We start from the raw sequence: 25,453 nt of genomic DNA, 5'->3' as shown, positions 1-25,453 counted from the left end.
ACCGCATGACTGTTTTTAAATCCATACTGAACGAACAGACCGCCTGCCTGCTGCTCTACGGAGAAATCAGTGACGAAGGTGGCGAGGGCAAGATAGCCAGCCGGGACATCGTGAACGAACTGATGTACCTGGATGGCGCCTATGAGAACCTGAATATCCGCATCAATTCCATTGGCGGCGATGTTTATCCCGGCATTGCCATCTTCAACGCCATCCGCCAATGCAAGAGCAATGTCACTATCTATATTGACGGCATCGCCGCCAGCATAGCCGGTGTCATAGCCTTGTGTGGTCGGCGTGTGGAAATGAGCCGGTATGCCCGCATGATGCTGCACAATGTCTCCGGCGGTTGCTACGGCAACAAGAAGGACTTGCAGGACATGATATCCACCATCGAAAGCCTTGAAGACACCATTGCCGAAATCATCAGCGAACGCTGTGGCAAGGACAAGGAAGAGGTGAAGAGTGCCTATTTCGACGGCACGGACCATTGGCTGAAAGCCGACGAAGCCCTCGGGCTGGGACTTATTAACGCTATCTATGATGTGGAAGCCGTGCCCGCAGAGAGCACCACGGACGATATATACCGCATATTTACTAATCGGCTGGAGCTGGAGCAACAGCCACAAAACCCTGATAAAATGAAACTGGAAGATTTTAAAAAGATTCCCCGCTTCGCCAACTGTGCCGACGAGGCGGCGGTGATGGCCATGCTTGGCGAAACAGCCGGGAAAGCCGACAAAGCCGATGACCTGGAAAAGGAGAACAGCGAGTTGAAACAGCAATTGCAACAGCAGGAGGAAGAACGGATTGAAGCCACCGTATCGGATGCCGTGACGGATGGACGTATCGGTGCCGACCAGAAGGACACCTACAAGAACATTCTGAAAGCAAATTTTACAGACGGAATGAGCGCCTTGAAAGCACTAAAACCAAAGGTGCTGCTGAAGGACAAATTGGGCAAACCGGAACCGCAAAGCGGTGAAAGTGAATGGGAGAAAAGACAGCGTGAAATCCGCGAGAACCGTAAAAAGTAATGCGTATGGTACCGGTGAAAAATCCCAAGAACGCCAAACTGGGCGGTTCTTCCTACTTCGGCAAGAATGTAGGAAGCAGCGTGCGCAGTGCAGGCAGTGCCCCGCAGATACGCGGACGGCAGAAGATTAAAATGTAGTGCGCGGTGCGCAAATTAATATTTAACAATTAAAGAATTAAAAGACAATGGCACTTTTAGGATTGAATACCACCAAATATGGTGGCGAAGTACAGGAACATGTATTAACCATCGCCACTACCGGCAACGAACTGGTAGGCAGAGGGCTTATCATGGTCATCCCCGGCATCAACAGTTCCACCAGCATTCCCCGTGTGAAGACGGGCAGTATGTTGCAAAAACGAAAGGAAGACCCTACCAAGGAAGACAGTAAGGGTGACTTTACCTACAGCGAACAGACGCTTGTTCCAAAAGACATGATGGCTTTCACCCTCTTCAACCCCCGTGCTTTTGAGCACATCTGGAGGGTTTACCAGCCTACGGACGACCTTGTGTTCCGCCAGCTCCCTCCGAACATCCAGAACTTGTTGCTGGATGAACTGCTGAAGCAAGTGGGAAACGAACTGGGTTACCAGTACATCAACGGCGAATACAAGGAAGGTTCGGATGACGCTTACCTTATGAACGGTATCCTGACGCAAGCCGCCAAGAATCCGGACGTGGTGAAAGTGAAAACCGTCGGCACCACCATGCTGCAACGTCTGAAGGAACTGCGCACACAAATCCCCGTGACTATGCGTAACAATGCGAACCTGCGCATCTTGATGAGCGTGGAAGACTTTGACCAGTATGATGACGAATTGACGCAGCTCGCCAACAAGGGAGCTGCCCCTACGGACATCAACCAGGAACGATATAAAGGCATTCCGTTCGAGGTGCTGACCCAATGGCCGCAAGGCTTGATTGTGGCTACCCTCTGCGACAGTGGCATGAACGGCAACCTGTTTGCCGCCGTCAACCTTCAGAATGACGAAAATGTGATCCAGATTGACAAGTGGGCGAACGCCAGTGAACTCTACTTCTTCAAAATGCTGATGAAAGCAGATACACAGATTGGTTTCGGCGAAGAGTTCATCGCGCTGGATTGGCGTGCTGACGGTGCGTTCAAATCGGTAGTGGAAGGATAATGAGCCGGGGACTGATAAATAACAATCCGGGCAACATCCGCCTGTCACGTACCTTGTGGCAGGGGGAGGTCCGCCCCTCGCAGGATAAATCATTCTGTCAGTTCAAAACTATGGCCTATGGCTATCGGGCTTTGATAAAGCTGCTACAGAATTACCGCAGGGTAAACGGATGCCGTACGATTGCCGACTTCATCAATCGTTGGGCACCACCTATTGAGAACAACACGTCAGGATATATCCGGCGGGTATGTACGGAAATGCAAGTACCCACCAACCATGTTCCTGACGTCAGGGAAAAGGCCACGATGTGCGCTTTTGCAGCCGCCATCTCCCAAGTAGAAAACGGAGAACCTGCCGTCATGGAGGACGTAGTCGCAGGCTGGAATCTGCTTTGACAGGCAAATTAATAATTAATAGTTAATAATTAAAAGACGAATGGACTTTTTGATGCAGATATTAGGCAGCCTCTTTCCAGCAGGACTGGGTGCAGCAATTGGAACAGCCGTCGGTTGGTTCTTCAATCGCCGACTTTCAAAAGCCCGCAACGGTGGAGATATTGATGCTGCCTACATGGATAACATTCAGAACCTCCGTTCGGACCTATTAAATTCTATCAATGAAAACAGAAAACTCTACAGGGCTATCGCCCGACTTGATCGCACGGTGGCTCGCGCTACTACTTGTCGTCACTGGAACGATTGCCCTATCCGTAACGAGTTGCAAAAGTCCGGTGCCGACGGTGACAACCACCCGTTTTCTAAACGACAGCCTGCAAAACGTCCGGCGATCCGTTCTGACCCTCCTCCCGGTTCCGGCCAGCGAAGCGCGGACGAAGTTGCCGATGGCTCAACTGGCCGCACTGCCGGAGGGCGCGGGATATAGCGCCAGCAGCGGACAAGCCACCGCAAGCGTGATGCGTGGAAAGGGAGATACATTGATAATCACTTCCACCTGCGACAGCCTGGCACGGCAAGTGATATCGCTAACGGAAGAACTGACCCGCATCCGCAACGAAACAGGTGAAGAAGTGGAAGAACCTCCTCCGCAGGTGGTGCATGAGCCCACCGGATGGCAATGGTTTCAAATATGGATAGGACGGCTGGCCGTTGCCACCCTTATTCTAATAGTAATTAAACGGCGATTAAAACGTACTTAAATAATATAGAGATTATGGCAAAACAAGGATATGTAAACGGTAGTGACCTGTTGATGTCAATTACCGGCAAGGCGTGCGGACATTGTACCAGTCACACCACAACTTATAATAGTGAGACAAAAGATCGTGCGGTGAAGCCCGTTTCAACCGAATCGGCTGCTAATGCCGGATTGTTCAAGGAAAAGACCGTGACCGGACTCAGTGTCCAGGTTAAGTGTGAAGGACTCCGCTTTTACGGCGAAGAGGAGAGCGGTATGAAAGACCTGCTCGCCAAATGGAAAGTAGGCGGAACAGTAGAGCTGAAAGGCTTTGCCCGTGGCGGTGATGCTGCACCTTACATGAGTGGTAACTTCATTATTTCTTCATTGGAAGAATCCGCCCCGGCAGGAGATGACACCACTTACAGTGTGACTTTTGATAATACCGGAGCAGTGACTATCACCGAAGACAAAGTGGACGGTTCAACTGTGGAGGGCTGACGCGATGAAGAAGATTACCGTATATAACAAAGAGTACCCCATGCGCATGACCATGGGGGCTATGCGCCGCTTCAAGCAAGAAACGGGCATGGAGGTAAGCGAGATGACTACAGAAGTAAGCCTGATGGTGGTCTTCCTGTACTGTTGCGTGGCGAGCGCCTGCAATGCAGACAATATCCCTTTCGACCTGGACATCGACAAGTTTGCCGACGGTTTGGAAATGGATAAACTGACGGATTTCGTAGAAACCATGCAGCAGGATGCCGGAGACTCAAAAAAAAAGAAGGTAGCCCCGCGGACATCAACGAACTGACGGGTATAGCCGTGGGGAGTATAGGGATGAGTCTGACGGATTTCTGCCACTGTACTCCCCACGAATTTTATAGTATATACCGCAACTGGGAACGTACGCAGATGCGTGAACCTTGGGAACGTACCCGGTTCCTGGCGTGCTGCGTATTGCAGCCGTATAGCAAGAAGACATTGAAGGTGACGGATGTGTGCAGGTTTGAATGGGATGCAGAGCGGAAAGCTACGGTATCGGCGGCGGAAAGTACGAGGGAGAGGTTTGAGGAACTGAAAAACAGGGCAGGGCTGAAGTAAACAGACAGAGATTATATGACTCCTAAAGGACGCATAACCAGCTTACCTCCATAATATAGGGCAATCCAGAAACAGAATCCTCCAAGGAGCCTGATTATGAACCATGCATTTTCTCCCTGATAGAAAATCAGGAAAGATAGGATAGCTGCGATTAAAAAACGGATAAAATCTCTTTTCATGCAAGTGATGATTTCTTAATGCAAAGATATAAAAAAAATGGCAAACGAGGTAGAGTTTAAGTTAAAAATAACGACTGACGGTAAAGATACGTTCCATAATCTGACGGTCGACGCTCAGACATTTGACGATGCGGTGAAGCGTGTGACGCAAACCGCCAAAGAAGCATCGGACGAAATACAGAAGATGGCCATGCAAAATTTGAACTGGGATATGCTGGTCAACGGCATTGAACAGCTCAGCAACGGTATTCAAGGATTGGCCGGCCGTTATGACAGCTTCAACAAATCCATGCGTGCAGTCAACACCATGGCCGGGCAAGACGAGGCCGGCTTCAGGGAGCTAACCGCCCAGGTGAAAGAACTGAGTATGGTCATCCCCCTGGCGCGCGAAGAGCTTGCCGGAGGTCTCTACCAAGTCATATCCAACGGTGTGCCCGAAGATAATTGGATAGCTTTCCTGGAACAGAGCAGCAAAGCTGCTGTGGGTGGCCTTGCTGACCTGGGGCAGACTGTCACCGTCACCTCCACCATTATCAAGAACTATGGTCTGGAGTGGGAAACTGCCGGAGACATTCAGGACAAAATACAGAAAACAGCCAAAAATGGTGTGACCTCGTTTGAACAACTGGCCGCAGCTCTTCCCCGCGTCAGCGGCAGTGCTTCTCAATTGGGCATCAGCATTGACGAACTGATGGCCGTATTTGCCACCACAACCGGCGTAACCGGTAATACCGCCGAAGTAAGTACCCAGCTTGCTGCCGTACTTACATCACTCATCAAGCCCAGCAGCGAAGCCGGCAAAGCAGCCGAAGCCATGGGAATCAGTTTCAATGCCGCCAGCATCAAGCAGGCAGGCGGACTGGAAAACTTTCTTCGTACGCTCGACACTACCATCACAGAATACTCCGCACGTACAGGGCAACTGAAAGAAACCATCTATGGCAACCTCTTCGGCAGTGCCGAAGCATTGCGCCTGCTTACTTCACTGACGGGAGAGCAAAAAGAGAAGTTCAGCCAGAATATCAGAGAAATGGCCGACAGCACCGGTACCATAGAGCAGGCATTTGGAGAGATGAACAGCTCGGGAGACGCCACAAACCAGAGACTTCGTAACCTGATGGCCTCATTTACCGACCTTGCCGGAGGTGTGGCCAGCAGCGCGGGTCCCTTCGTCTCTTTAGCGGCAGATATGGGTATTGCTACAACAAACGGCATCCGGTTTTACCAGACAATGAAGGTCATGAAGGACAGTATCCTGAAGTGTACGTTCGTCAGCCGAGCAGCCTCTGCCACTACTATGGCTTTCAGCACCTCTCTCACCACTGCTCGCCGGTCACTCTACATCTACCAGATGCAAGTGTTGACGGCTCGTGCCGCCATAAGCAGTACGACTGGTGCTGCCCGTTTGCTTAATATCGCCATTGCCGCCAGTCCGTATCTGATAGCTGCTTCTGCCGCAGCCGCATTGGCTGTAGGATTATACAAAATATTCTCATCTTCCGGTAAGGCTGCCGAATCACAGAAGCGTCTGAATGACACGCTGGGTGAGATGAATACCGAAGTAGCCAAAGAGCGCCTGTCGTTGGATGCTTTGTTTGAACCTCTGAACCGTGCTAAGGCCGGTTCGGAAGAATGGCAAAAGGCAAAGAATGACATCCTCGCAAAATATGGTACTTACCTGAAACAAATAGGGGTAGAAATCAACAGTGTAGAAACAGCGCAGGTAGCCTACAACAAGCTGAGCGAAGCCATACTGAACACCGCCCGCGCCCGTGCCATGGAGAAAGCCACCTCCGGCGCAGCCGAAACCTATGCCGGCACCGAAGGGGAAGCACTGAAGAACATCCGCGAACGCCTGTACGGCGGCATTGGCGAAGGTGCCGGAAAGATTACCGCCGCCCAGGCCGGTAAAGCATGGGCGCAGATACGTGCCGCCGTACGCAGCGGCAAAGACATCCCGCAGGAAGCACGGGAGATAATGAAACAGACCGATACCATCTATCGCGACCAGTTCGGTTCCCACACCATGAGCCCCATCGCCGAATACATTTATCGGCAGGTGCGTGAAGTACGCCGGGCAAACGATGACTATAAAAAAGAAATAGCGGATGCACAGACCATGTTCGGCGGCGGTAAAGGAGTTTTGCCGGCAGATGGCGGAAGCAGTGCGGTCGGAAGCGGCAGTTCCTCCACAGGCCATGTGGCTAAAGCTATGGATATAGCTAAAATGTCATATAACGAGTTGGGTGCTGCCATCGAAGAAGCAGAAAGTAAACTAAAATCACTGGCTTCAACAGAAACGGCTGAAATCAATCGTCTGTCGGAATATAACAAACAATTGAAAGCACGCAAGGATGCGTTAGGAAAATCACTGGGGCTGGGGAACGGCGGCGGTAAGGGAGGAGATACCAAAAACGATATCGCTATTTCTTCAGGAAGCCTGAAAGCTTTGGAACAACAACTGAGTGAACTGAAGGAGCGGCAAGAAAAAGCTCCGATTGAGAAACAGTTGACGTTCACTTCCGATATCGTTGCATTGGAAGACCAGATTTCCGAAATCAAGGAACGCCTGAAACATGCAAACTTCGAGGCACGCTATACACTGAAACCGGTGGAGGCAGGAGGAGCTGCCACATCACCTATACAGGATGCTATGAAATCATCCATCGGAAAAGGTGGTGCGATGGACGGATTTAAAATTCCGAAAATGGACATGAATAAGCCTCTTTCGGATATGGAGGCTTGGAATAACGCCTTGGATACTGCCCGGCAAAAGAATGCTGCGACTATTGAATCACTGAGTGCAATGGGTGGTGCAATGGGGGCTTTGGGTAATGCGGTAGGAGGTGCAGCCGGACAATGGTTGGAATGGGGAGCCAATTGCATGCAGGCCATTGCAACAGCCATTCCCCAAATCATGGCATTGATTGGTACACAAGCAGGACAAGCAACTACTAATACAGCTGTGGCAGCTACTGGTGCGGCAGCAGCTGTATCGAGCATTCCTATTGTAGGTCCTGTATTAGCTATTGCTGCCGTGGCGAGCGTCTTGGCAGCACTGGCCAGCATTCCCAAATTCGCCAATGGCGGTCTTGCCTATGGTCCCACATTAGGTCTGTTCGGCGAATACGCCGGAGCGAGCAACAATCCGGAAGTGGTGGCGCCACTTAACAAACTGAAGCAACTGATACAACCTGTCGATGGGATGAGTGGTGGACGTGTAGAGTTTGTCATCGATGGCCGTACATTGAAGGGAATATTGAATAAAGTGGATAACTTTAACAGTCGTACAAGATGAAAATAGGTATACAGAAAAGCGTTCAGGAAACGCGTGCTCTTCGATATCAAGGCGAATTTCTCAGCCGTGACGGTGTGCGTTGGAAAGTCCGGTTATTGCAGGAAACAGATATGCCCTATCCTGCGGTGGGTGAGTTCCATTTTCCTGCGGAAAAACCGTTGGTGATAGAGTGGAAGGAAGTGGATAAACAGGAACCCGTACAGGCGAGTTGTGCTACACTGACGGTGGTGAGCAAAGTTGACCGGCAATATATAGACCTGTATACCATGGAAGTGGGCAGTGTACTGCTTGAAGTGTATCGCAACGGGGTATTGTACTGGTGCGGTACCATGGATACCGAATTATACGAAGAACCTTTCTCTTATGAAAAGGAATATGAAGTGAGCATGACCTTCAGCGATTTCGCCATGCTGGAACGCATCAACTTTTCAGGAACAGGCGCCCGCACGCTGGAAGACTTGCTGACAGATTGTATAAAAAGTGCCCGTCTTTCTGCGGCTTACATGACCGGAGGCATATCTTGTTACGTTTCAACGTCGATGCCTGATATTCCGTCAGACAGCAATACCTTCAGGGAACTGTGTCTTTATAGTGATAATTTCTACGATGAGGAAGAGGAACCCATGACGCAACGTGAAGTGCTGGATGAAATATTACGCCCGTTCGCTCTGCGATTGTTACAGCGTTGTGGCGGTCTCTATCTGTATGATTTGAATGCTTTTCAAACAGTGTTTGAACCTCAATTAATAGAGTGGCAGGGAACAGATGCGGTTTTGGGCGTGGATAATGTATATAAGAATGTAGACGTGAGTTTCAGCCCTTATGAGCGTACTGACTTGTTTAAAAAGGACATAGATATCAGATCGTTTACAAAGGAATCCACCGGAGTGGTGTATGAGAGCACTTATGACGCTTTATTCGGACCGGATTTAAGTTTTAGCTTTGGACTTTATACGAATAATGAAGTCGCTTCTGGGCTTACCTTAAATGCTAATGCCAGGATTTATAAGATAAATCCCTTGGCTTCCGGAGATGAAAGTCTGGGGATTGCCTGGCGTGCCCAGACCGATACGAAAGAAGAGAGTGTCTGTATCTTGCAAAACGGTTTGGGCATAGGAACCGATCTGATGACTTTTAGCAAAAAGATAAAGATACTGATACCAACCACTTGCGGGATTGCAGTGCCATCAATGAACTACCGTTCCAATTTGTCATTGAAAATAAAGCTGTCATTAATGTTGGATGGACGCTACAACCCGTTTAAGGATGCCGGAACCTATAATAGCAAGGAAGAATATGAATACTGGCAGAATAATGTACGTGCTTTGTATGTGCCTGTGGAAATACGCTTGTTGGACCGGGATGGAAAAATCGCATATTCTTATGTCAATGTCTGGGGAACCAATCCTTGCGGAGGAAATTGGTGGAAAGAAGACTATGGTGTGAATGAAGTTACAGGAAAGCCCGGGAGGTGTGTAATCTCTTTTTTAAATACAGGCGATGCAACGCAAGGCTGGGATGGAGGCTGGAAAGATTGTTGTACACATGACGCAGTAATGACTATGGGAGTGACAGGTGACATACACTTGGAGAATATAATGACGGCAACAAAGACAGGCGCCATGTATATGGATCTTCCTCCTAATTTATTCGGTCACACGCTGGAAATAAAAATCAAGTCGGGAATATATAAAGACGCGGGGGTAGGCTCACTGGGCTTAAAAGACGATTATTCTCCGCTGTCTGCTGAAGACGAGCGGCATGCCCGTTGGTTGCTTTACCAGATGCCGGAAATTGAACTTCTGGATGGGTATAAAAACAACATTGATTCGAAAGACATCAGTTATACATCCTGGTTGAACCGTTCGGCGCGTGAAAAACTGGAGCTGAATACGGTAATCGGATGCGGTCTCCGAGAAACCAATGACAGGGGGCTTGGCGTGTTACTGCGGAGTTCCACGCTTGCACCTGTATATGAGTTCACCCGGCAAGATACGACAATGTCTCTGGAAAAGTTGCTGATTGGAACGATATACAGTAATTACCATCGCCGTATGAATGTGCTGTCCGGTACTGTGAAACTGTTGTCAGACATAAGCACTTATACGGATCGCAGCGAACCGGGTACTTATGTCTTACTGAGTGATGTACAAAACTTAATAGCTGGGGAAAGCGAGATGAAGATGGTGGAAGTGGAACCTGATAATTATGAAGGAGTAGAGTATGAAGAAACAGTATAACGTAGTTGTAACAGAACGGAAAAGCGTAGCGAGAAGCAAGCGTTTGCGCGAATCCGGGCAGTCTTCTTCCGGCACGGTTATTAGTGTTTTGGGAGGTGGTGGTTCTACTGGTGTTACTGGTAGTGCGGTTCTGGAAACAAATATAACGTCCAATGCCGCCAAGACCGGACACATCGAAACCGGACAACGGTTGCCTATGGGCATGACATTTACTCAGTTTGTCAAAACGTTGTTGTTTAAGCCTGTCCCAGCAACATTTGAAGGGCAATCGTCCACCGGCAATAAAGTGGAATATGGCACAACGAAGGGGCAATTGACCTACACTGCAACCAGGAACGGAAATGGAGCAATGATAAAGGCATTTTTTGAGAACGACGAAAAAAAGCCTCTTGAATTCTCCGCAGAGGCGAATGGCGTGCAAACGGCTGTCCGCAAGCTAACTGGTAATTATACACAAACAGAGACCTATCAGGCTACTGTTGTCTATGCGGCGAGTGATGACGAGTCAATCCCGGAAACGACATTAAAAAACTCTCTTACTGTGGATGTATACCGTAAATGGTTTGCAGGAGTGGTTAGTGCAATACCCACAACGTCAGAACAAGTACGGGCATTGAAATACAGTGGTCTTTACACTGGCGCCGGAAATTATAGCTTCGAGGCTACCGACTGGAAGCTTCTTGCAATCTGTTTCCCGGAGGGTGCTAATCTTTCAAGGATTAAAATAGAAGGATATATTGCCGATCTGATACCGGGAGATGGTACGTTGAAAGCTGCGGACCCCGTAATGGTTAAAGGAGCTAATGGAAGTACAGCAAAAAAATATAATGTGTGGTATATCAAGTCGGCAATTGTGAACGATGTAACTAATAACGGAACTATAACTATATCTTGATATGGGAGTAATCAATACAGGAAGCCCGTATACCGGGTCAATCAAACGGACAAATCCTAAGCCTCTGGACTCATCCAGTGCAATAGATTTATACGAAAACGCAAAGGTGTACGCTGCAAATGCCAAGGGCGAAGATGTGCCATATCCGGGGCAGATAATAGCAACAGAAGGAAAGGCGTACATTCTGAAAGTCGATCCCGATATGCCTGACGAAAGTGCCAATGAAATCTATCATTGTAAACTGGATGAGCTTGGCGGTACTTCAACGCTCGATAAGCGATATCTCCTTCGAGATGTGGCTGAAACGGTTGAAAAGTTGATGACCTTCCTCGAAGGTATCAACGTTAAAGGAATGGCTACGCTTGAAGAAATTACCCTGCTACGTGATATAGTGTCTCAGAATTTTGCAAAGGGTTCCACCGGCTTCGGCATCTATAAAGATGAAGCCGGAAATTATCATCTGGATATTGACTTCGTAAACATTCGCCGCAAGTTGACAGCCGACGAGATACAAGTACAACGCTCTTACTATGTGGGAGGCAAGCAGTGGGTAACACCGGGTGGCGGAATCTATTGTACATCGGTGGAAGATATTGGTTCTGCATACCGATGCCATTTCAAGTCGACAGACGCGGACGGTCGTGAAGTGAAATGTTTATTCCAAGCAGATGACCGAGCGATCTGCGAGACTTTCAATCTTGATAAAAAAGTCGGAGGAGTATTAGGAAATCACTACTATTGGAGACTTGTAGTAGGCGTAGGAACGGATTATATTGATTTGAGCAAGTCCAATTGTGGTGCTGGTAGTGATGCTCCTCTGGCCGGTGACGAGATTGTACACCTGGGCAACAAGTCTGACAAAAGTAGACAGGGCGCCATCTGTAGTGATGCCATAACCACCGGAGGCCCTTATATACGAGTATACGAAGGAATCAGCGATTATCATCTGCCGCAGCCTAATATAGACCTGAATCCGGAAGAAAGTATCATCAAGGCGAAACTTATCTCCATAGCAACAGGCAAGGACATTGATACGGTATTGGAGGATATGCAAGATCGTATTAATCTTGTTAAAGAGCAGACGGATAAGGAATATACCTTGTGGTTTTTCGATTATGCTCCGACGCTAAGTAATATACCGGCCTCGGAATGGAATACACCTGAGTTAAAGGCTATGCATGACCAGGATATGTTTTATAATCGTCTTACCGGTAAGGGATATAGGTTTGAATCAGGCGCCTGGAATGAAATTACTGACCACCTGACGTTGAAAGCTCTGGAAGATGCAGCCAAGGCCCAGGATACAGCAGACGGGAAACGCCGGGTATTTGTGGAGCGACCGACAAAAGATTCGGAATATGATATCGGTGACCTCTGGGTAAATGCCACTTATAACGATGGTACCACCATTTATAAGAATGATTCTCTTGTCTGCAAGACGGCTAAGGCTAAGGGAGCGGCATTCAGTATTTCTCATTGGGGGCCTTCATCGAGTGCCACGACGGCTTATCTTGAGAACTTGGGCGATCAGATTGTAATAGCCGTAACCGACTCTAATGAGGGAATAAAAAAGGCAAAAGACCTTGCGCAACAGGGTATAAATGATGCTTCTAATGCAGCTAAATCAGCAGCGGAAGCATTGGGTATTGCACAGGGTGCTAAGAGTGCGGCAACTGAGAATACGACAGTCATTCAGGCGACGAAGGAATCTCTAACCTTATTGGCTCAAGGAATACATTTTGATGCATCTGGTGAAAAAATCACTAATATCAATACCTCCGGATTAATAACCACAGCAGACTTCTCGGCATTGTACGGAAAGGAAATCGTGTATGATAAAGATGGGCATGTAGACATGACAAAGATGTCCGGTATTATCACAAAGGATGGCTTAACAGAGATGTTTTCAAGTTTGGCTGACAATAATGGTTATGTGAGGAAAGCCTATATAGATTTGTTCGTGACACAGCTTCCGGATAAGAGTTTTCAAAGTAATGCGGTCATAAATGCTGACCAGATTCGGTTCAATGGTAATATTGTTGCGAATGATACGTTTGTGGTGGATACTGAGGGCAACCTGACGCTAAATAAGATTACCGCCACTAATGGTGTATTCAATGGAACATTGAGTGGTGTCAGTGGTACATTTTCGGAATTATCAGCGCAGTTTACCGATGGGGAATATGTGCTATCTACGAGTATTACTCCTCGCGAAATTGAAATAGGAAAAAATGAATCGTTAGGAGCTTTATTAAACCTTAGAGCAGAATTTGTAAGTAACACATGGGGAGGCGTAATGGTATTAAAGGGAAATGTTCGCGGTATAAAATCGGAGATAAGTATTGGATATGAACATATATTTATTACTTCACAAGACATGGAGGCTCCCCCGAAGTCCGTGGAAATATCTCCGGATGGAATTAAATTTTATTATAACGGGGTTTTAACGAAAAGTTATTCAGCAACATAATTTATAAGAATATGAAAATCAATTTTAGACAAATCGAAGCTCAGACTTCATTCGAAGGTGGAAAGCAAACTTTTGATGCAGCCGAAACAGTCGGCAATGAAATGATGTACAACGGCAGCATCCTTCTGGATATTGGGTTTGAAGACTTAGCAAAAACTATCTACTATTCGGAAGATGCAGTGGAAGTTCCGGAACGCTACTGCAAGGCTCTTGAACTTGTAGTGAAGAACTCGCGGCTTATAGCTGCTGTGAAGCGTGAAATTATTAATCAGTTGAATTGTAACTAATGGGGTATATCAAGTTTGTTTTGAGCCGTACAACGGATGAGCAAGGTAATACTACTCGCGCTGTTATCAGCCGTATCGAAAGTGATATGGCTGATACAAGTATGCTTGAAACAAACTTGATAATGCACGCGCTTTCCGCTCCAGGTGGAAAGGTTGAACAGGAAAGTAAGGGATTCCCTTATGCGTTTTCTTTAATATTTGGAGAATAAACTATGGAACTGAATATAGGCACTAAAGTTGAGAATGAAGGTAAGAACTCCCAAGGACGTTTGTCGGCGAAAGAGTTTAACCAGATGGTTAGCGTCATCCAGCAATTGATTGGCGAGAGTAAAACATTGAAGACTTTTTTCGGACTTCTTGCCGGGATGGTGACATCTGTCGAAGAAGGTGGTTTTCATTTTTCCGATTCAACTGGAAAGGATGTGATGAATTATACTGCTGAGGGCTTGGATGCTGCCAAGGTTTCCCGGCATCTGGTTTCTCTCATTTTGAGTGCCGGTTCTGTTACTGTTGATGTGTTGGCTAAGGATATTGTAGGAAAGATTTCTACTCTTGTCTCTGTCGAGGAAGATGGATATCATTTCCCGGACTTGACCGGAAAGGATGTGATGAATTACACATCCTCAGGGCTGGATGCAGCACAAGTCTCAAAGCATTTTGTTTCTCTTATTCTGAAGAACGGTTCTGTAACAACCAACATGTTGGCCAGTGAAATAGTCAACAAGATAGCAAGTCTTATCTCAGTAGAAGAGGATGGATTTCACTTTCCCGATTCAACTGGCGATGATGTGATGAATTACACAACCGACGGGTTTGATGTCGCTAAAGTTTCCGACCACTTCGTCCAGGTATTGAATCAGGCAGGAGTAACCGGCAGTCTTGAATATGATGTAATAAATGATAATGTATATAACTTTTAAAGCTAAATAATATGTCTGGTATAGCAATCTACGCGTCGTCCAATTTGGGTGAGCATTTATCCGTAAAGCCTACACCGATTGAAACAGTCGGAGTGGTAGGTCTTAATATTAATGGTGATCTTACGCCTTATGGCATATCCTCCGTTTACACTGTTACTTATCTGCCAGTCTCCACAACTCAGAGGGATGTGACGTGGAGTATCCAGTCCGGTAATGAGTATGCAGATATCAGTACTGCCGGTATTCTGAGTATAAAGGAAAATGCAAATCAGTCTCCGATTGTCATTCGTGCAACTTCAACCTATGACACATCTGTTTTTGCTGAAATTACCGTTTCTGCAACATATTATTCCGGTGGTGTGTCACGTGTTATTCAGGAGTATTGCGACAGGGTGGTTGCTGATGGCGGTGTTATATTGAAGGGTACTGCTTCGGCCACCCAAGATGAATACGATGCTCACGTTGCTTTGTTGGGCACTACCCCGAAATTGGATTTCTTGGGATATAAATTAGGTGACGGCGGAGTGGTGGCTAAATTATATTCGCTTGATGAAATGTTTGACTGTGATAACTTGACGAACGTCATAGTGCAGAATGGCGTTATAACGACTGAAGTTGCCGGAGTACTAAATTATTCTTCTAATTTAGCGCAGGGCGGAAATCTTACATTAACGAAGATGTACTACGAAGGAAATGTAGTACAGTATGGAGGAAAGGAATCTGTTTTTGTAGGAAATCTTTTGAAAGCTAATTATTCGCCTATCGTACCAGTTATATTCTTTATGAGCAACTACATCAGTGTGCAATATAGCGTTAAAAAATCGTGCTGTAAATCATTCCCGGTATCTAAGGTGTCTAAGCTGTTGATCGAGGTGGATGGTACTGTCTACATGGATAATGTGGATTATGTGACGAAACTGATTGTAGACGATAAGGATATTATTTCAACGAAACAGGAAGGTATTGACTATTGGAATGTCGGCATTAGCGACAGGAGCTTTCTTAAGATTTACAATGGTTTTAAACTCTGTATAGCTGGGTAATTATGAACAAGAAGATAGTGCAATTAAAGGATGAGAAGAACAGCATCATGCCACTGCCTGTGACGGTGTCGGATGCTGTTTATCTGGCGAATGTAGGTCCGTTACGTGAAGCTGTGGGGATGATTCCGGCAAATGCGGATGTGAACGGCATGACGTTAACTCAATTTATTAATCAAGCGTATGGTAGTGGTGGTACATTTACCTTTCTGCATATATCAGATACGCATAAGTTCAACCCTGGAATAACTAAGTGTATCGAATTGATGGGCCAGGATGCCGATATTCCCTTTACTATTATAACCGGCGACTTGCAGCTTACCGGTGAAATGAAATCTACCATTCTTGCGAGTGATAAACCCTTCTTGCTGATGCTGGGTAATCATGATGTAGCTGATGACTTCGGGGGTGACCAGATTGGTGCCAGGAATACATATATTGCTCCATTCTGCGAAAAGTATGTGACTATGGGTTCGCAGACCTCAAGCTATTGGTATAAGGATGTAACGATGCCGTATGCTACCATTCGAATAATAGCATTTGACGAATACGAGTACGTGACTGTTGGCTCTCCGGCCACATCGCGGTATTCGGTTGTATATTCACAGCAGCAGATAGATTGGTTTGTTGATTTGCTAAAGAGTACTCCGCCAAGCTACTATCTTATTCTTGCGCACCATCAACCGGCATCTGCTTTTCGTAATAATGGAACCGGAAAATTTATTTCGGAAAAAGCGCCTAATTGGTATGAACATGAAGGTGCTTTAACTGCTATACCAGAATTTGCTTGTCTGCCGCATTTGTTGCCAATGATACTTGATGCCTATTTGAATGGCGGTACTGTTTCAGGAGAATATTATTGCGGTGATACTCTTGGCACAAAGATGACACTGGATGTGGATTTCTCTGGAATATCTCCCTGCAAGTTCCTATTTCATATTGGGGGGCATACACATTGGGATGTGTGTGAGTATTTACCACTTTATCCGAGTCAATTGCAGCTCATCATTGATGAGGACCGACCGGCTCAATATGTCCGGTCGGACTTACCGCGAAGTGAAGCCGATGAAACGGCTTACTGTATAAATAAGGTAATGGTTGATTTTGAAAATAAAAAGACTGTTGTTGAACGTATCGGTGCGCATATTACCGATTCTGGTACGGATAGAAATGTGATTGAATATCCGTTTGTGAAGTAAAACGTTCTACTATTACTGTGGTGAACCTAAATAATGAAGATTATTTCCAAAATTATAGTAGATTGAATGTATTTGTGTGTAAATTTGAAGCGATACTAATCATTTAACTTATGACAAATACACAGTTACCTGGAGAAAGTAAGTATGAGAATGCTTGTAAAAATGGAAAAGTGAGTGCAAAAGAATCTGAAGATTCTTTTGCTTTAGCATTCCAAAAGGCTGAAAAATCAAATTTAGAAGGAGATTTTAATAATGCACAGGTACATATAGATAAAGCTATTTCTCGTTTCGAAACTCGTAAGCAATGTATTAATTCGGCTGAAGATTTATTGAATGATGACGGTCTATTAGGCCATTCGGAAATTTCTCACATGTATAGATTGGCTGGAGAAATATATGCTAAATGTAAAGATTATGACAAGTCTTTATTGTATTATCAAAAGAGCCAATATTATTTATCTCAGCTTAGCTCTGGATTTAATAATATAGAGAATGGAGGAATTGTTTACTCCTTTCGGCGTGTAAGCGTATATGCCCTATCTGATCTTATAGCAAACTCTATTACAGTTACTCATCCATCACAAATGAATGACCCATTTGATAGCTTATTTACGCTATGGGCATCGGAAGAAAATTTGAAAAACACATGTAAAGGAGAAAGTCATATACCTACATTTTCTGAGTCCTTCAATTTTTATAGAATACGCTCATTCGTTGGAAATAATATGCTCACTTCAGATAATAAGCTGGTTCGTAATATTATTATGTGGTCTCATTATGCTGATGACCATAAAGGATATTGTATTAAATACAGATTGTCTAAACACTTTATTAAAAAGTCAGACGATGGAACATTCAAACATCATTATTTAAGAAGAATATGCTATGTTCCTCAAAAAGAAATAGTGAGTGTGAATCGTTCAAATATGACTACTAACGAGCTTTTCACCACTAAATCAAATCAATGGTCAGGAGAACATGAAATTAGGTTAGTTAGTTATGATAGTTCCCATAACGGAGATTTTCTTCAGCTTAAATTAGATGACTGTTCGAAAATAGAAGCCATCTATTTTGGATATAGATGCTCTGATAGTGACCAAAGAAACATAATGAGTATTGTGGGAGAAAAAGTAGATTATTATAAAATGGTTCTCAATTCTAAAAATGTATATTCAATGATTATTAAAAAGATTCAGTATAATCCTTCTAATAAATAGTAAAAGATGGTGTATAACAAGTATAGGAATGGAAGAGTAATACTCTATTAAACAGAAATTATTATCTGATACCTTCTTATTGTGTACAAAATACTCCTAAGATTTATACAAAGTTAGAAATTCTGTATTAAATAGGACAGTTTTAAAAGCCTTTTGAATACTGTTTAGAGATTACTTAAAAATGAATGAAAAATCACATTTCGTTTTGTGTTAACCCGTGCAAAATTCCTGCAATTTGATTTGTAGAAGTGGTGCAGAATGTTTTGCGGTTTTAAGCCTTTTGAATACTGTTTAGAGATTACTTAAAAATGAATGAAAAATCACATTTCGTTTTGTGTTAACCCGTGCAAAATTCCTGCAATTTGATTTGTAGAAGTGGTGCAGAATGTTTTGCGGTTTTAAGCCTTTTGAATACTGTTTAGAGATTACTTAAAAATGAATGAAAAATCACATTTCGTTTTGTGTTAACCCGTGCAAAATTCCTGCAATTTGATTTGTAGAAGTGGTGCAGAATGTTTTGCGGTTTTAAGCCTTTTGAATACTGTTTAGAGATTACTTAAAAATGAATGAAAAATCACATTTCGTTTTGTGTTAACCCGTGCAAAATTCCTGCAATTTGATTTGTAGAAGTGGTGCAGAATGTTTTGCGGTTTTAAGCCTTTTGAATACTGTTTAGAGATTACTTAAAAATGAATGAAAAATCACATTTCGTTTTGTGTTAACCCGTGCAAAATTCCTGCAATTTGATTTGTAGAAGTGGTGCAGAATGTTTTGCGGTTTTAAGCCTTTTGAATACTGTTTAGAGATTACTTAAAAATGAATGAAAAATCACATTTCGTTTTGTGTTAACCCGTGCAAAATTCCTGCAATTTGATTTGTAGAAGTGGTGCAGAATGTTTTGCGGTTTTAAGCCTTTTGAATACTGTTTAGAGATTACTTAAAAATGAATGAAAAATCACATTTCGTTTTGTGTTAACCCGTGCAAAATTCCTGCAATTTGATTTGTAGAAGTGGTGCAGAATGTTTTGCGGTTTTAAGCCTTTTGAATACTGTTTAGAGATTACTTAAAAATGAATGAAAAATCACATTTCGTTTTGTGTTAACCCGTGCAAAATTCCTGCAATTTGATTTGTAGAAGTGGTGCAGAATGTTTTGCGGTTTTAAGCCTTTTGAATACTGTTTAGAGATTACTTAAAAATGAATGAAAAATCACATTTCGTTTTGTGTTAACCCGTGCAAAATTCCTGCAATTTGATTTGTAGAAGTGGTGCAGAATGTTTTGCGGTTTTAAGCCTTTTGAATACTGTTTAGAGATTACTTAAAAATGAATGAAAAATCACATTTCGTTTTGTGTTAACCCGTGCAAAATTCCTGCAATTTGATTTGTAGAAGTGGTGCAGAATGTTTTGCGGTTTTAAGCCTTTTGAATACTGTTTAGAGATTACTTAAAAATGAATGAAAAATCACATTTCGTTTTGTGTTAACCCGTGCAAAATTCCTGCAATTTGATTTGTAGAAGTGGTGCAGAATGTTTTGCGGTTTTAAGCCTTTTGAATACTGTTTAGAGATTACTTAAAAATGAATGAAAAATCACATTTCGTTTTGTGTTAACCCGTGCAAAATTCCTGCAATTTGATTTGTAGAAGTGGTGCAGAATGTTTTGCGGTTTTAAGCCTTTTGAATACTGTTTAGAGATTACTTAAAAATGAATGAAAAATCACATTTCGTTTTGTGTTAACCCGTGCAAAATTCCTGCAATTTGATTTGTAGAAGTGGTGCAGAATGTTTTGCGGTTTTAAGCCTTTTGAATACTGTTTAGAGATTACTTAAAAATGAATGAAAAATCACATTTCGTTTTGTGTTAACCCGTGCAAAATTCCTGCAATTTGATTTGTAGAAGTGGTGCAGAATGTTTTGCGGTTTTAAGCCTTTTGAATACTGTTTAGAGATTACTTAAAAATGAATGAAAAATCACATTTCGTTTTGTGTTAACCCGTGCAAAATTCCTGCAATTTGATTTGTAGAAGTGGTGCAGAATGTTTTGCGGTTTTAAGCCTTTTGAATACTGTTTAGAGATTACTTAAAAATGAATGAAAAATCACATTTCGTTTTGTGTTAACCCGTGCAAAATTCCTGCAATTTGATTTGTAGAAGTGGTGCAGAATGTTTTGCGGTTTTAAGCCTTTTGAATACTGTTTAGAGATTACTTAAAAATGAATGAAAAATCACATTTCGTTTTGTGTTAACCCGTGCAAAATTCCTGCAATTTGATTTGTAGAAGTGGTGCAGAATGTTTTGCGGTTTTAAGCCTTTTGAATACTGTTTAGAGATTACTTAAAAATGAATGAAAAATCACATTTCGTTTTGTGTTAACCCGTGCAAAATTCCTGCAATTTGATTTGTAGAAGTGGTGCAGAATGTTTTGCGGTTTTAAGCCTTTTGAATACTGTTTAGAGATTACTTAAAAATGAATGAAAAATCACATTTCGTTTTGTGTTAACCCGTGCAAAATTCCTGCAATTTGATTTGTAGAAGTGGTGCAGAATGTTTTGCGGTTTTAAGCCTTTTGAATACTGTTTAGAGATTACTTAAAAATGAATGAAAAATCACATTTCGTTTTGTGTTAACCCGTGCAAAATTCCTGCAATTTGATTTGTAGAAGTGGTGCAGAATGTTTTGCGGTTTTAAGCCTTTTGAATACTGTTTAGAGATTACTTAAAAATGAATGAAAAATCACATTTCGTTTTGTGTTAACCCGTGCAAAATTCCTGCAATTTGATTTGTAGAAGTGGTGCAGAATGTTTTGCGGTTTTAAGCCTTTTGAATACTGTTTAGAGATTACTTAAAAATGAATGAAAAATCACATTTCGTTTTGTGTTAACCCGTGCAAAATTCCTGCAATTTGATTTGTAGAAGTGGTGCAGAATGTTTTGCGGTTTTAAGCCTTTTGAATACTGTTTAGAGATTACTTAAAAATGAATGAAAAATCACATTTCGTTTTGTGTTAACCCGTGCAAAATTCCTGCAATTTGATTTGTAGAAGTGGTGCAGAATGTTTTGCGGTTTTAAGCCTTTTGAATACTGTTTAGAGATTACTTAAAAATGAATGAAAAATCACATTTCGTTTTGTGTTAACCCGTGCAAAATTCCTGCAATTTGATTTGTAGAAGTGGTGCAGAATGTTTTGCGGTTTTAAGCCTTTTGAATACTGTTTAGAGATTACTTAAAAATGAATGAAAAATCACATTTCGTTTTGTGTTAACCCGTGCAAAATTCCTGCAATTTGATTTGTAGAAGTGGTGCAGAATGTTTTGCGGTTTTAAGCCTTTTGAATACTGTTTAGAGATTACTTAAAAATGAATGAAAAATCACATTTCGTTTTGTGTTAACCCGTGCAAAATTCCTGCAATTTGATTTGTAGAAGTGGTGCAGAATGTTTTGCGGTTTTAAGCCTTTTGAATACTGTTTAGAGATTACTTAAAAATGAATGAAAAATCACATTTCGTTTTGTGTTAACCCGTGCAAAATTCCTGCAATTTGATTTGTAGAAGTGGTGCAGAATGTTTTGCGGTTTTAAGCCTTTTGAATACTGTTTAGAGATTACTTAAAAATGAATGAAAAATCACATTTCGTTTTGTGTTAACCCGTGCAAAATTCCTGCAATTTGATTTGTAGAAGTGGTGCAGAATGTTTTGCGGTTTTAAGCCTTTTGAATACTGTTTAGAGATTACTTAAAAATGAATGAAAAATCACATTTCGTTTTGTGTTAACCCGTGCAAAATTCCTGCAATTTGATTTGTAGAAGTGGTGCAGAATGTTTTGCGGTTTTAAGCCTTTTGAATACTGTTTAGAGATTACTTAAAAATGAATGAAAAATCACATTTCGTTTTGTGTTAACCCGTGCAAAATTCCTGCAATTTGATTTGTAGAAGTGGTGCAGAATGTTTTGCGGTTTTAAGCCTTTTGAATACTGTTTAGAGATTACTTAAAAATGAATGAAAAATCACATTTCGTTTTGTGTTAACCCGTGCAAAATTCCTGCAATTTGATTTGTAGAAGTGGTGCAGAATGTTTTGCGGTTTTAAGCCTTTTGAATACTGTTTAGAGATTACTTAAAAATGAATGAAAAATCACATTTCGTTTTGTGTTAACCCGTGCAAAATTCCTGCAATTTGATTTGTAGAAGTGGTGCAGAATGTTTTGCGGTTTTAAGCCTTTTGAATACTGTTTAGAGATTACTTAAAAATGAATGAAAAATCACATTTCGTTTTGTGTTAACCCGTGCAAAATTCCTGCAATTTGATTTGTAGAAGTGGTGCAGAATGTTTTGCGGTTTTAAGCCTTTTGAATACTGTTTAGAGATTACTTAAAAATGAATGAAAAATCACATTTCGTTTTGTGTTAACCCGTGCAAAATTCCTGCAATTTGATTTGTAGAAGTGGTGCAGAATGTTTTGCGGTTTTAAGCCTTTTGAATACTGTTTAGAGATTACTTAAAAATGAATGAAAAATCACATTTCGTTTTGTGTTAACCCGTGCAAAATTCCTGCAATTTGATTTGTAGAAGTGGTGCAGAATGTTTTGCGGTTTTAAGCCTTTTGAATACTGTTTAGAGATTACTTAAAAATGAATGAAAAATCACATTTCGTTTTGTGTTAACCCGTGCAAAATTCCTGCAATTTGATTTGTAGAAGTGGTGCAGAATGTTTTGCGGTTTTAAGCCTTTTGAATACTGTTTAGAGATTACTTAAAAATGAATGAAAAATCACATTTCGTTTTGTGTTAACCCGTGCAAAATTCCTGCAATTTGATTTGTAGAAGTGGTGCAGAATGTTTTGCGGTTTTAAGCCTTTTGAATACTGTTTAGAGATTACTTAAAAATGAATGAAAAATCACATTTCGTTTTGTGTTAACCCGTGCAAAATTCCTGCAATTTGATTTGTAGAAGTGGTGCAGAATGTTTTGCGGTTTTAAGCCTTTTGAATACTGTTTAGAGATTACTTAAAAATGAATGAAAAATCACATTTCGTTTTGTGTTAACCCGTGCAAAATTCCTGCAATTTGATTTGTAGAAGTGGTGCAGAATGTTTTGCGGTTTTAAGCCTTTTGAATACTGTTTAGAGATTACTTAAAAATGAATGAAAAATCACATTTCGTTTTGTGTTAACCCGTGCAAAATTCCTGCAATTTGATTTGTAGAAGTGGTGCAGAATGTTTTGCGGTTTTAAGCCTTTTGAATACTGTTTAGAGATTACTTAAAAATGAATGAAAAATCACATTTCGTTTTGTGTTAACCCGTGCAAAATTCCTGCAATTTGATTTGTAGAAGTGGTGCAGAATGTTTTGCGGTTTTAAGCCTTTTGAATACTGTTTAGAGATTACTTAAAAATGAATGAAAAATCACATTTCGTTTTGTGTTAACCCGTGCAAAATTCCTGCAATTTGATTTGTAGAAGTGGTGCAGAATGTTTTGCGGTTTTAAGCCTTTTGAATACTGTTTAGAGATTACTTAAAAATGAATGAAAAATCACATTTCGTTTTGTGTTAACCCGTGCAAAATTCCTGCAATTTGATTTGTAGAAGTGGTGCAGAATGTTTTGCGGTTTTAAGCCTTTTGAATACTGTTTAGAGATTACTTAAAAATGAATGAAAAATCACATTTCGTTTTGTGTTAACCCGTGCAAAATTCCTGCAATTTGATTTGTAGAAGTGGTGCAGAATGTTTTGCGGTTTTAAGCCTTTTGAATACTGTTTAGAGATTACTTAAAAATGAATGAAAAATCACATTTCGTTTTGTGTTAACCCGTGCAAAATTCCTGCAATTTGATTTGTAGAAGTGGTGCAGAATGTTTTGCGGTTTTAAGCCTTTTGAATACTGTTTAGAGATTACTTAAAAATGAATGAAAAATCACATTTCGTTTTGTGTTAACCCGTGCAAAATTCCTGCAATTTGATTTGTAGAAGTGGTGCAGAATGTTTTGCGGTTTTAAGCCTTTTGAATACTGTTTAGAGATTACTTAAAAATGAATGAAAAATCACATTTCGTTTTGTGTTAACCCGTGCAAAATTCCTGCAATTTGATTTGTAGAAGTGGTGCAGAATGTTTTGCGGTTTTAAGCCTTTTGAATACTGTTTAGAGATTACTTAAAAATGAATGAAAAATCACATTTCGTTTTGTGTTAACCCGTGCAAAATTCCTGCAATTTGATTTGTAGAAGTGGTGCAGAATGTTTTGCGGTTTTAAGCCTTTTGAATACTGTTTAGAGATTACTTAAAAATGAATGAAAAATCACATTTCGTTTTGTGTTAACCCGTGCAAAATTCCTGCAATTTGATTTGTAGAAGTGGTGCAGAATGTTTTGCGGTTTTAAGCCTTTTGAATACTGTTTAGAGATTACTTAAAAATGAATGAAAAATCACATTTCGTTTTGTGTTAACCCGTGCAAAATTCCTGCAATTTGATTTGTAGAAGTGGTGCAGAATGTTTTGCGGTTTTAAGCCTTTTGAATACTGTTTAGAGATTACTTAAAAATGAATGAAAAATCACATTTCGTTTTGTGTTAACCCGTGCAAAATTCCTGCAATTTGATTTGTAGAAGTGGTGCAGAATGTTTTGCGGTTTTAATTTTCTACGCGCGCATGTATATATATAATGTGTAGTGTCTTGTGCCCGCCCACGTTCCTCCTTAAAATTATGTTCTACAACATCCTTATCACTCAGCGTATTACAAATTAGTTTCCGAAATATAGTGAAAAAATGGTAGATATATTTGGAGCGAATCATAATATCGACTACTTTTGCATCCGCTTTCCAAGAGATGGTAAGCCTTGCAATTGACATTCTGACAGAAACGGCGTAAGAACTCTAACGTTTTTCTTTCCTTTTGCTGCTCTTTTAACCAAGAGTTACGCTTTCGGAAAAGAAAAAAGAAAAAAAACTTCCGGAAACATTTGGAAGTTATGCAATAAAGTTCTTACCTTTGCACCCGCTTTCCGAAAGGACTGCAATCGATGATTGACTTTTTGATTAAGAAACCGGTGCTGTTAAGAACTCCTTTCTCTTTTCCTTTTACCTCCCTTTCGCAAAGAGAGACGACGAGCAAAAGAAAAAAGAAAAAAACTTCCGAAAATATTTGGAGGATATACTTAAAAGTTCTTACCTTTGCATCCGCTTTCTGAAAAGAAAAGCAATTCCAAAAGAAGCGATCTTTGAATAATTTACATAAACAATACAAGTAGTACAAGAGCAAGATTACTCAGTCAAATGATTAATCTTGGGTATAAAAAAA

The 25,453-nt window shown here is 42.0% G+C and carries 19 protein-coding genes and 1 pseudogene; 19 read left to right on the top strand and 1 reads right to left on the bottom strand.

Going from position 1 to position 25,453, the window contains the following annotated elements:
- The first annotated feature begins 5 nt into the window (after positions 1-5).
- From HMPREF9447_RS08355 to HMPREF9447_RS08320, 9 genes and pseudogenes are all read left to right on the top strand, one after another.
- Entirely contained in the window at positions 6-1,037 is a 1,032-nt protein-coding gene (locus HMPREF9447_RS08355) for a head maturation protease, ClpP-related (protein ID WP_009129268.1), read from the top strand.
- 5 nt (positions 1,038-1,042) lie between these two features.
- Complete coding sequence (locus tag HMPREF9447_RS29240; protein ID WP_262482423.1) at positions 1,043-1,174, top strand: hypothetical protein; 132 nt, start codon at positions 1,043-1,045, stop codon at positions 1,172-1,174.
- Between the two features lie 47 nt (positions 1,175-1,221).
- Positions 1,222-2,169: pseudogene (locus HMPREF9447_RS08350) on the top strand (hypothetical protein); the annotation flags it as partial.
- An 11-nt stretch (positions 2,170-2,180) separates the two neighbouring features.
- On the top strand, positions 2,181-2,576 hold the full coding sequence (locus HMPREF9447_RS08345) for a hypothetical protein (RefSeq protein WP_009129265.1): 396 nt from the start codon (positions 2,181-2,183) through the stop codon (positions 2,574-2,576).
- A gap of 40 nt (positions 2,577-2,616) precedes the next feature.
- Positions 2,617-3,063 (top strand): hypothetical protein, encoded by a 447-nt coding sequence (locus HMPREF9447_RS08340; RefSeq protein ID WP_009129264.1) that lies wholly within the window; start codon positions 2,617-2,619, stop codon positions 3,061-3,063.
- A complete protein-coding gene (locus tag HMPREF9447_RS08335; protein WP_244267594.1) occupies positions 3,023-3,337 on the top strand; it encodes a hypothetical protein in 315 nt (104 codons plus the stop codon). Before HMPREF9447_RS08340 ends, HMPREF9447_RS08335 begins: the two co-directional genes overlap by 41 nt.
- A 14-nt stretch (positions 3,338-3,351) precedes the next feature.
- Positions 3,352-3,816, top strand: coding sequence for a phage tail tube protein (locus tag HMPREF9447_RS08330; RefSeq protein ID WP_009129263.1), 465 nt, complete (start codon positions 3,352-3,354; stop codon positions 3,814-3,816).
- Positions 3,817-3,820: 4 nt separating this feature from the next.
- A complete protein-coding gene (locus HMPREF9447_RS08325) occupies positions 3,821-4,129 on the top strand; it encodes a hypothetical protein (protein WP_044137919.1) in 309 nt (102 codons plus the stop codon).
- A gap of 26 nt (positions 4,130-4,155) precedes the next feature.
- Positions 4,156-4,419 carry a hypothetical protein gene (locus tag HMPREF9447_RS08320; RefSeq protein ID WP_052315179.1) on the top strand — a complete coding sequence of 88 codons (264 nt, stop codon included), beginning with the start codon at positions 4,156-4,158 and terminating at the stop codon, positions 4,417-4,419.
- Positions 4,420-4,430: 11 nt separating this feature from the next.
- Here the strand turns inward: HMPREF9447_RS08320 and HMPREF9447_RS28420 are convergent, their stop codons facing one another.
- A complete protein-coding gene (locus tag HMPREF9447_RS28420; RefSeq protein ID WP_009129261.1) occupies positions 4,431-4,598 on the bottom strand; it encodes a hypothetical protein in 168 nt (55 codons plus the stop codon).
- A 37-nt stretch (positions 4,599-4,635) separates the two neighbouring features.
- On the opposite strand from HMPREF9447_RS28420, the gene HMPREF9447_RS08315 reads away from it, so the two are divergent.
- The 10 genes from HMPREF9447_RS08315 to HMPREF9447_RS08270 all read left to right on the top strand — a co-directional run bounded on the left by HMPREF9447_RS08315 (position 4,636) and on the right by HMPREF9447_RS08270 (position 18,164).
- Positions 4,636-7,896, top strand: a complete 3,261-nt coding sequence (locus HMPREF9447_RS08315) for a phage tail tape measure protein (RefSeq protein WP_009129260.1) — start codon at positions 4,636-4,638, stop codon at positions 7,894-7,896.
- Entirely contained in the window at positions 7,893-10,136 is a 2,244-nt protein-coding gene (locus HMPREF9447_RS08310) for a hypothetical protein (protein WP_009129259.1), read from the top strand. The genes HMPREF9447_RS08315 and HMPREF9447_RS08310 overlap by 4 nt, the downstream gene beginning before the upstream one ends.
- Positions 10,120-11,031: a hypothetical protein gene (locus tag HMPREF9447_RS08305; RefSeq protein WP_009129258.1), complete on the top strand. Its 912-nt coding sequence runs from the start codon at positions 10,120-10,122 to the stop codon at positions 11,029-11,031. The genes HMPREF9447_RS08310 and HMPREF9447_RS08305 overlap by 17 nt, the downstream gene beginning before the upstream one ends.
- Before the next feature lies 1 nt (position 11,032).
- The gene (locus tag HMPREF9447_RS08300) at positions 11,033-13,501 is read left to right on the top strand and encodes a hypothetical protein (protein ID WP_009129257.1); all 2,469 of its coding nucleotides are present in this window, start codon (positions 11,033-11,035) and stop codon (positions 13,499-13,501) included.
- 11 nt (positions 13,502-13,512) lie between these two features.
- On the top strand, positions 13,513-13,788 hold the full coding sequence (locus HMPREF9447_RS08295) for a hypothetical protein (RefSeq protein WP_009129256.1): 276 nt from the start codon (positions 13,513-13,515) through the stop codon (positions 13,786-13,788).
- Positions 13,788-13,997, top strand: a complete 210-nt coding sequence (locus HMPREF9447_RS08290; RefSeq protein ID WP_009129255.1) for a hypothetical protein — start codon at positions 13,788-13,790, stop codon at positions 13,995-13,997. The genes HMPREF9447_RS08295 and HMPREF9447_RS08290 overlap by 1 nt, the downstream gene beginning before the upstream one ends.
- Positions 13,998-14,000: 3 nt before the next feature.
- Positions 14,001-14,708 carry a hypothetical protein gene (locus HMPREF9447_RS08285; RefSeq protein WP_009129254.1) on the top strand — a complete coding sequence of 236 codons (708 nt, stop codon included), beginning with the start codon at positions 14,001-14,003 and terminating at the stop codon, positions 14,706-14,708.
- Positions 14,709-14,719: 11 nt separating this feature from the next.
- Complete coding sequence (locus tag HMPREF9447_RS08280) at positions 14,720-15,751, top strand: hypothetical protein (protein WP_009129253.1); 1,032 nt, start codon at positions 14,720-14,722, stop codon at positions 15,749-15,751.
- 2 nt (positions 15,752-15,753) lie between these two features.
- Positions 15,754-16,947: a metallophosphoesterase family protein gene (locus HMPREF9447_RS08275; protein WP_009129252.1), complete on the top strand. Its 1,194-nt coding sequence runs from the start codon at positions 15,754-15,756 to the stop codon at positions 16,945-16,947.
- Positions 16,948-17,057: 110 nt separating this feature from the next.
- On the top strand, positions 17,058-18,164 hold the full coding sequence (locus tag HMPREF9447_RS08270) for a DUF2971 domain-containing protein (protein WP_009129251.1): 1,107 nt from the start codon (positions 17,058-17,060) through the stop codon (positions 18,162-18,164).
- The last annotated feature ends 7,289 nt before the right edge of the window (positions 18,165-25,453 follow it).

This window comes from Bacteroides oleiciplenus YIT 12058, from assembly GCF_000315485.1.
GTDB classification, from domain to species: Bacteria; Bacteroidota; Bacteroidia; order Bacteroidales; family Bacteroidaceae; genus Bacteroides; species Bacteroides oleiciplenus.
Note: the sequence above shows the minus strand (reverse complement) of the source record. Positions and strands in the feature narration are given on the sequence as shown.

Coding starts and splice junctions, on each gene's coding strand:
- HMPREF9447_RS29240 (WP_262482423.1), top strand. CDS start 1,043: ATGGTACCGGTGAAAAATCCCAAGAACGCCAAACTGGGCGGTTCTTCC.
- HMPREF9447_RS08300 (WP_009129257.1), top strand. CDS start 11,033: ATGGGAGTAATCAATACAGGAAGCCCGTATACCGGGTCAATCAAACGG.
- HMPREF9447_RS08310 (WP_009129259.1), top strand. CDS start 7,893: ATGAAAATAGGTATACAGAAAAGCGTTCAGGAAACGCGTGCTCTTCGA.
- HMPREF9447_RS08275 (WP_009129252.1), top strand. CDS start 15,754: ATGAACAAGAAGATAGTGCAATTAAAGGATGAGAAGAACAGCATCATG.
- HMPREF9447_RS08330 (WP_009129263.1), top strand. CDS start 3,352: ATGGCAAAACAAGGATATGTAAACGGTAGTGACCTGTTGATGTCAATT.
- HMPREF9447_RS28420 (WP_009129261.1), bottom strand. CDS start 4,598: ATGAAAAGAGATTTTATCCGTTTTTTAATCGCAGCTATCCTATCTTTC.
- HMPREF9447_RS08305 (WP_009129258.1), top strand. CDS start 10,120: ATGAAGAAACAGTATAACGTAGTTGTAACAGAACGGAAAAGCGTAGCG.
- HMPREF9447_RS08320 (WP_052315179.1), top strand. CDS start 4,156: ATGAGTCTGACGGATTTCTGCCACTGTACTCCCCACGAATTTTATAGT.
- HMPREF9447_RS08270 (WP_009129251.1), top strand. CDS start 17,058: ATGACAAATACACAGTTACCTGGAGAAAGTAAGTATGAGAATGCTTGT.
- HMPREF9447_RS08325 (WP_044137919.1), top strand. CDS start 3,821: ATGAAGAAGATTACCGTATATAACAAAGAGTACCCCATGCGCATGACC.
- HMPREF9447_RS08355 (WP_009129268.1), top strand. CDS start 6: ATGACTGTTTTTAAATCCATACTGAACGAACAGACCGCCTGCCTGCTG.
- HMPREF9447_RS08340 (WP_009129264.1), top strand. CDS start 2,617: ATGGACTTTTTGATGCAGATATTAGGCAGCCTCTTTCCAGCAGGACTG.
- HMPREF9447_RS08345 (WP_009129265.1), top strand. CDS start 2,181: ATGAGCCGGGGACTGATAAATAACAATCCGGGCAACATCCGCCTGTCA.
- HMPREF9447_RS08315 (WP_009129260.1), top strand. CDS start 4,636: ATGGCAAACGAGGTAGAGTTTAAGTTAAAAATAACGACTGACGGTAAA.
- HMPREF9447_RS08295 (WP_009129256.1), top strand. CDS start 13,513: ATGAAAATCAATTTTAGACAAATCGAAGCTCAGACTTCATTCGAAGGT.
- HMPREF9447_RS08280 (WP_009129253.1), top strand. CDS start 14,720: ATGTCTGGTATAGCAATCTACGCGTCGTCCAATTTGGGTGAGCATTTA.
- HMPREF9447_RS08285 (WP_009129254.1), top strand. CDS start 14,001: ATGGAACTGAATATAGGCACTAAAGTTGAGAATGAAGGTAAGAACTCC.
- HMPREF9447_RS08335 (WP_244267594.1), top strand. CDS start 3,023: ATGGCTCAACTGGCCGCACTGCCGGAGGGCGCGGGATATAGCGCCAGC.
- HMPREF9447_RS08290 (WP_009129255.1), top strand. CDS start 13,788: ATGGGGTATATCAAGTTTGTTTTGAGCCGTACAACGGATGAGCAAGGT.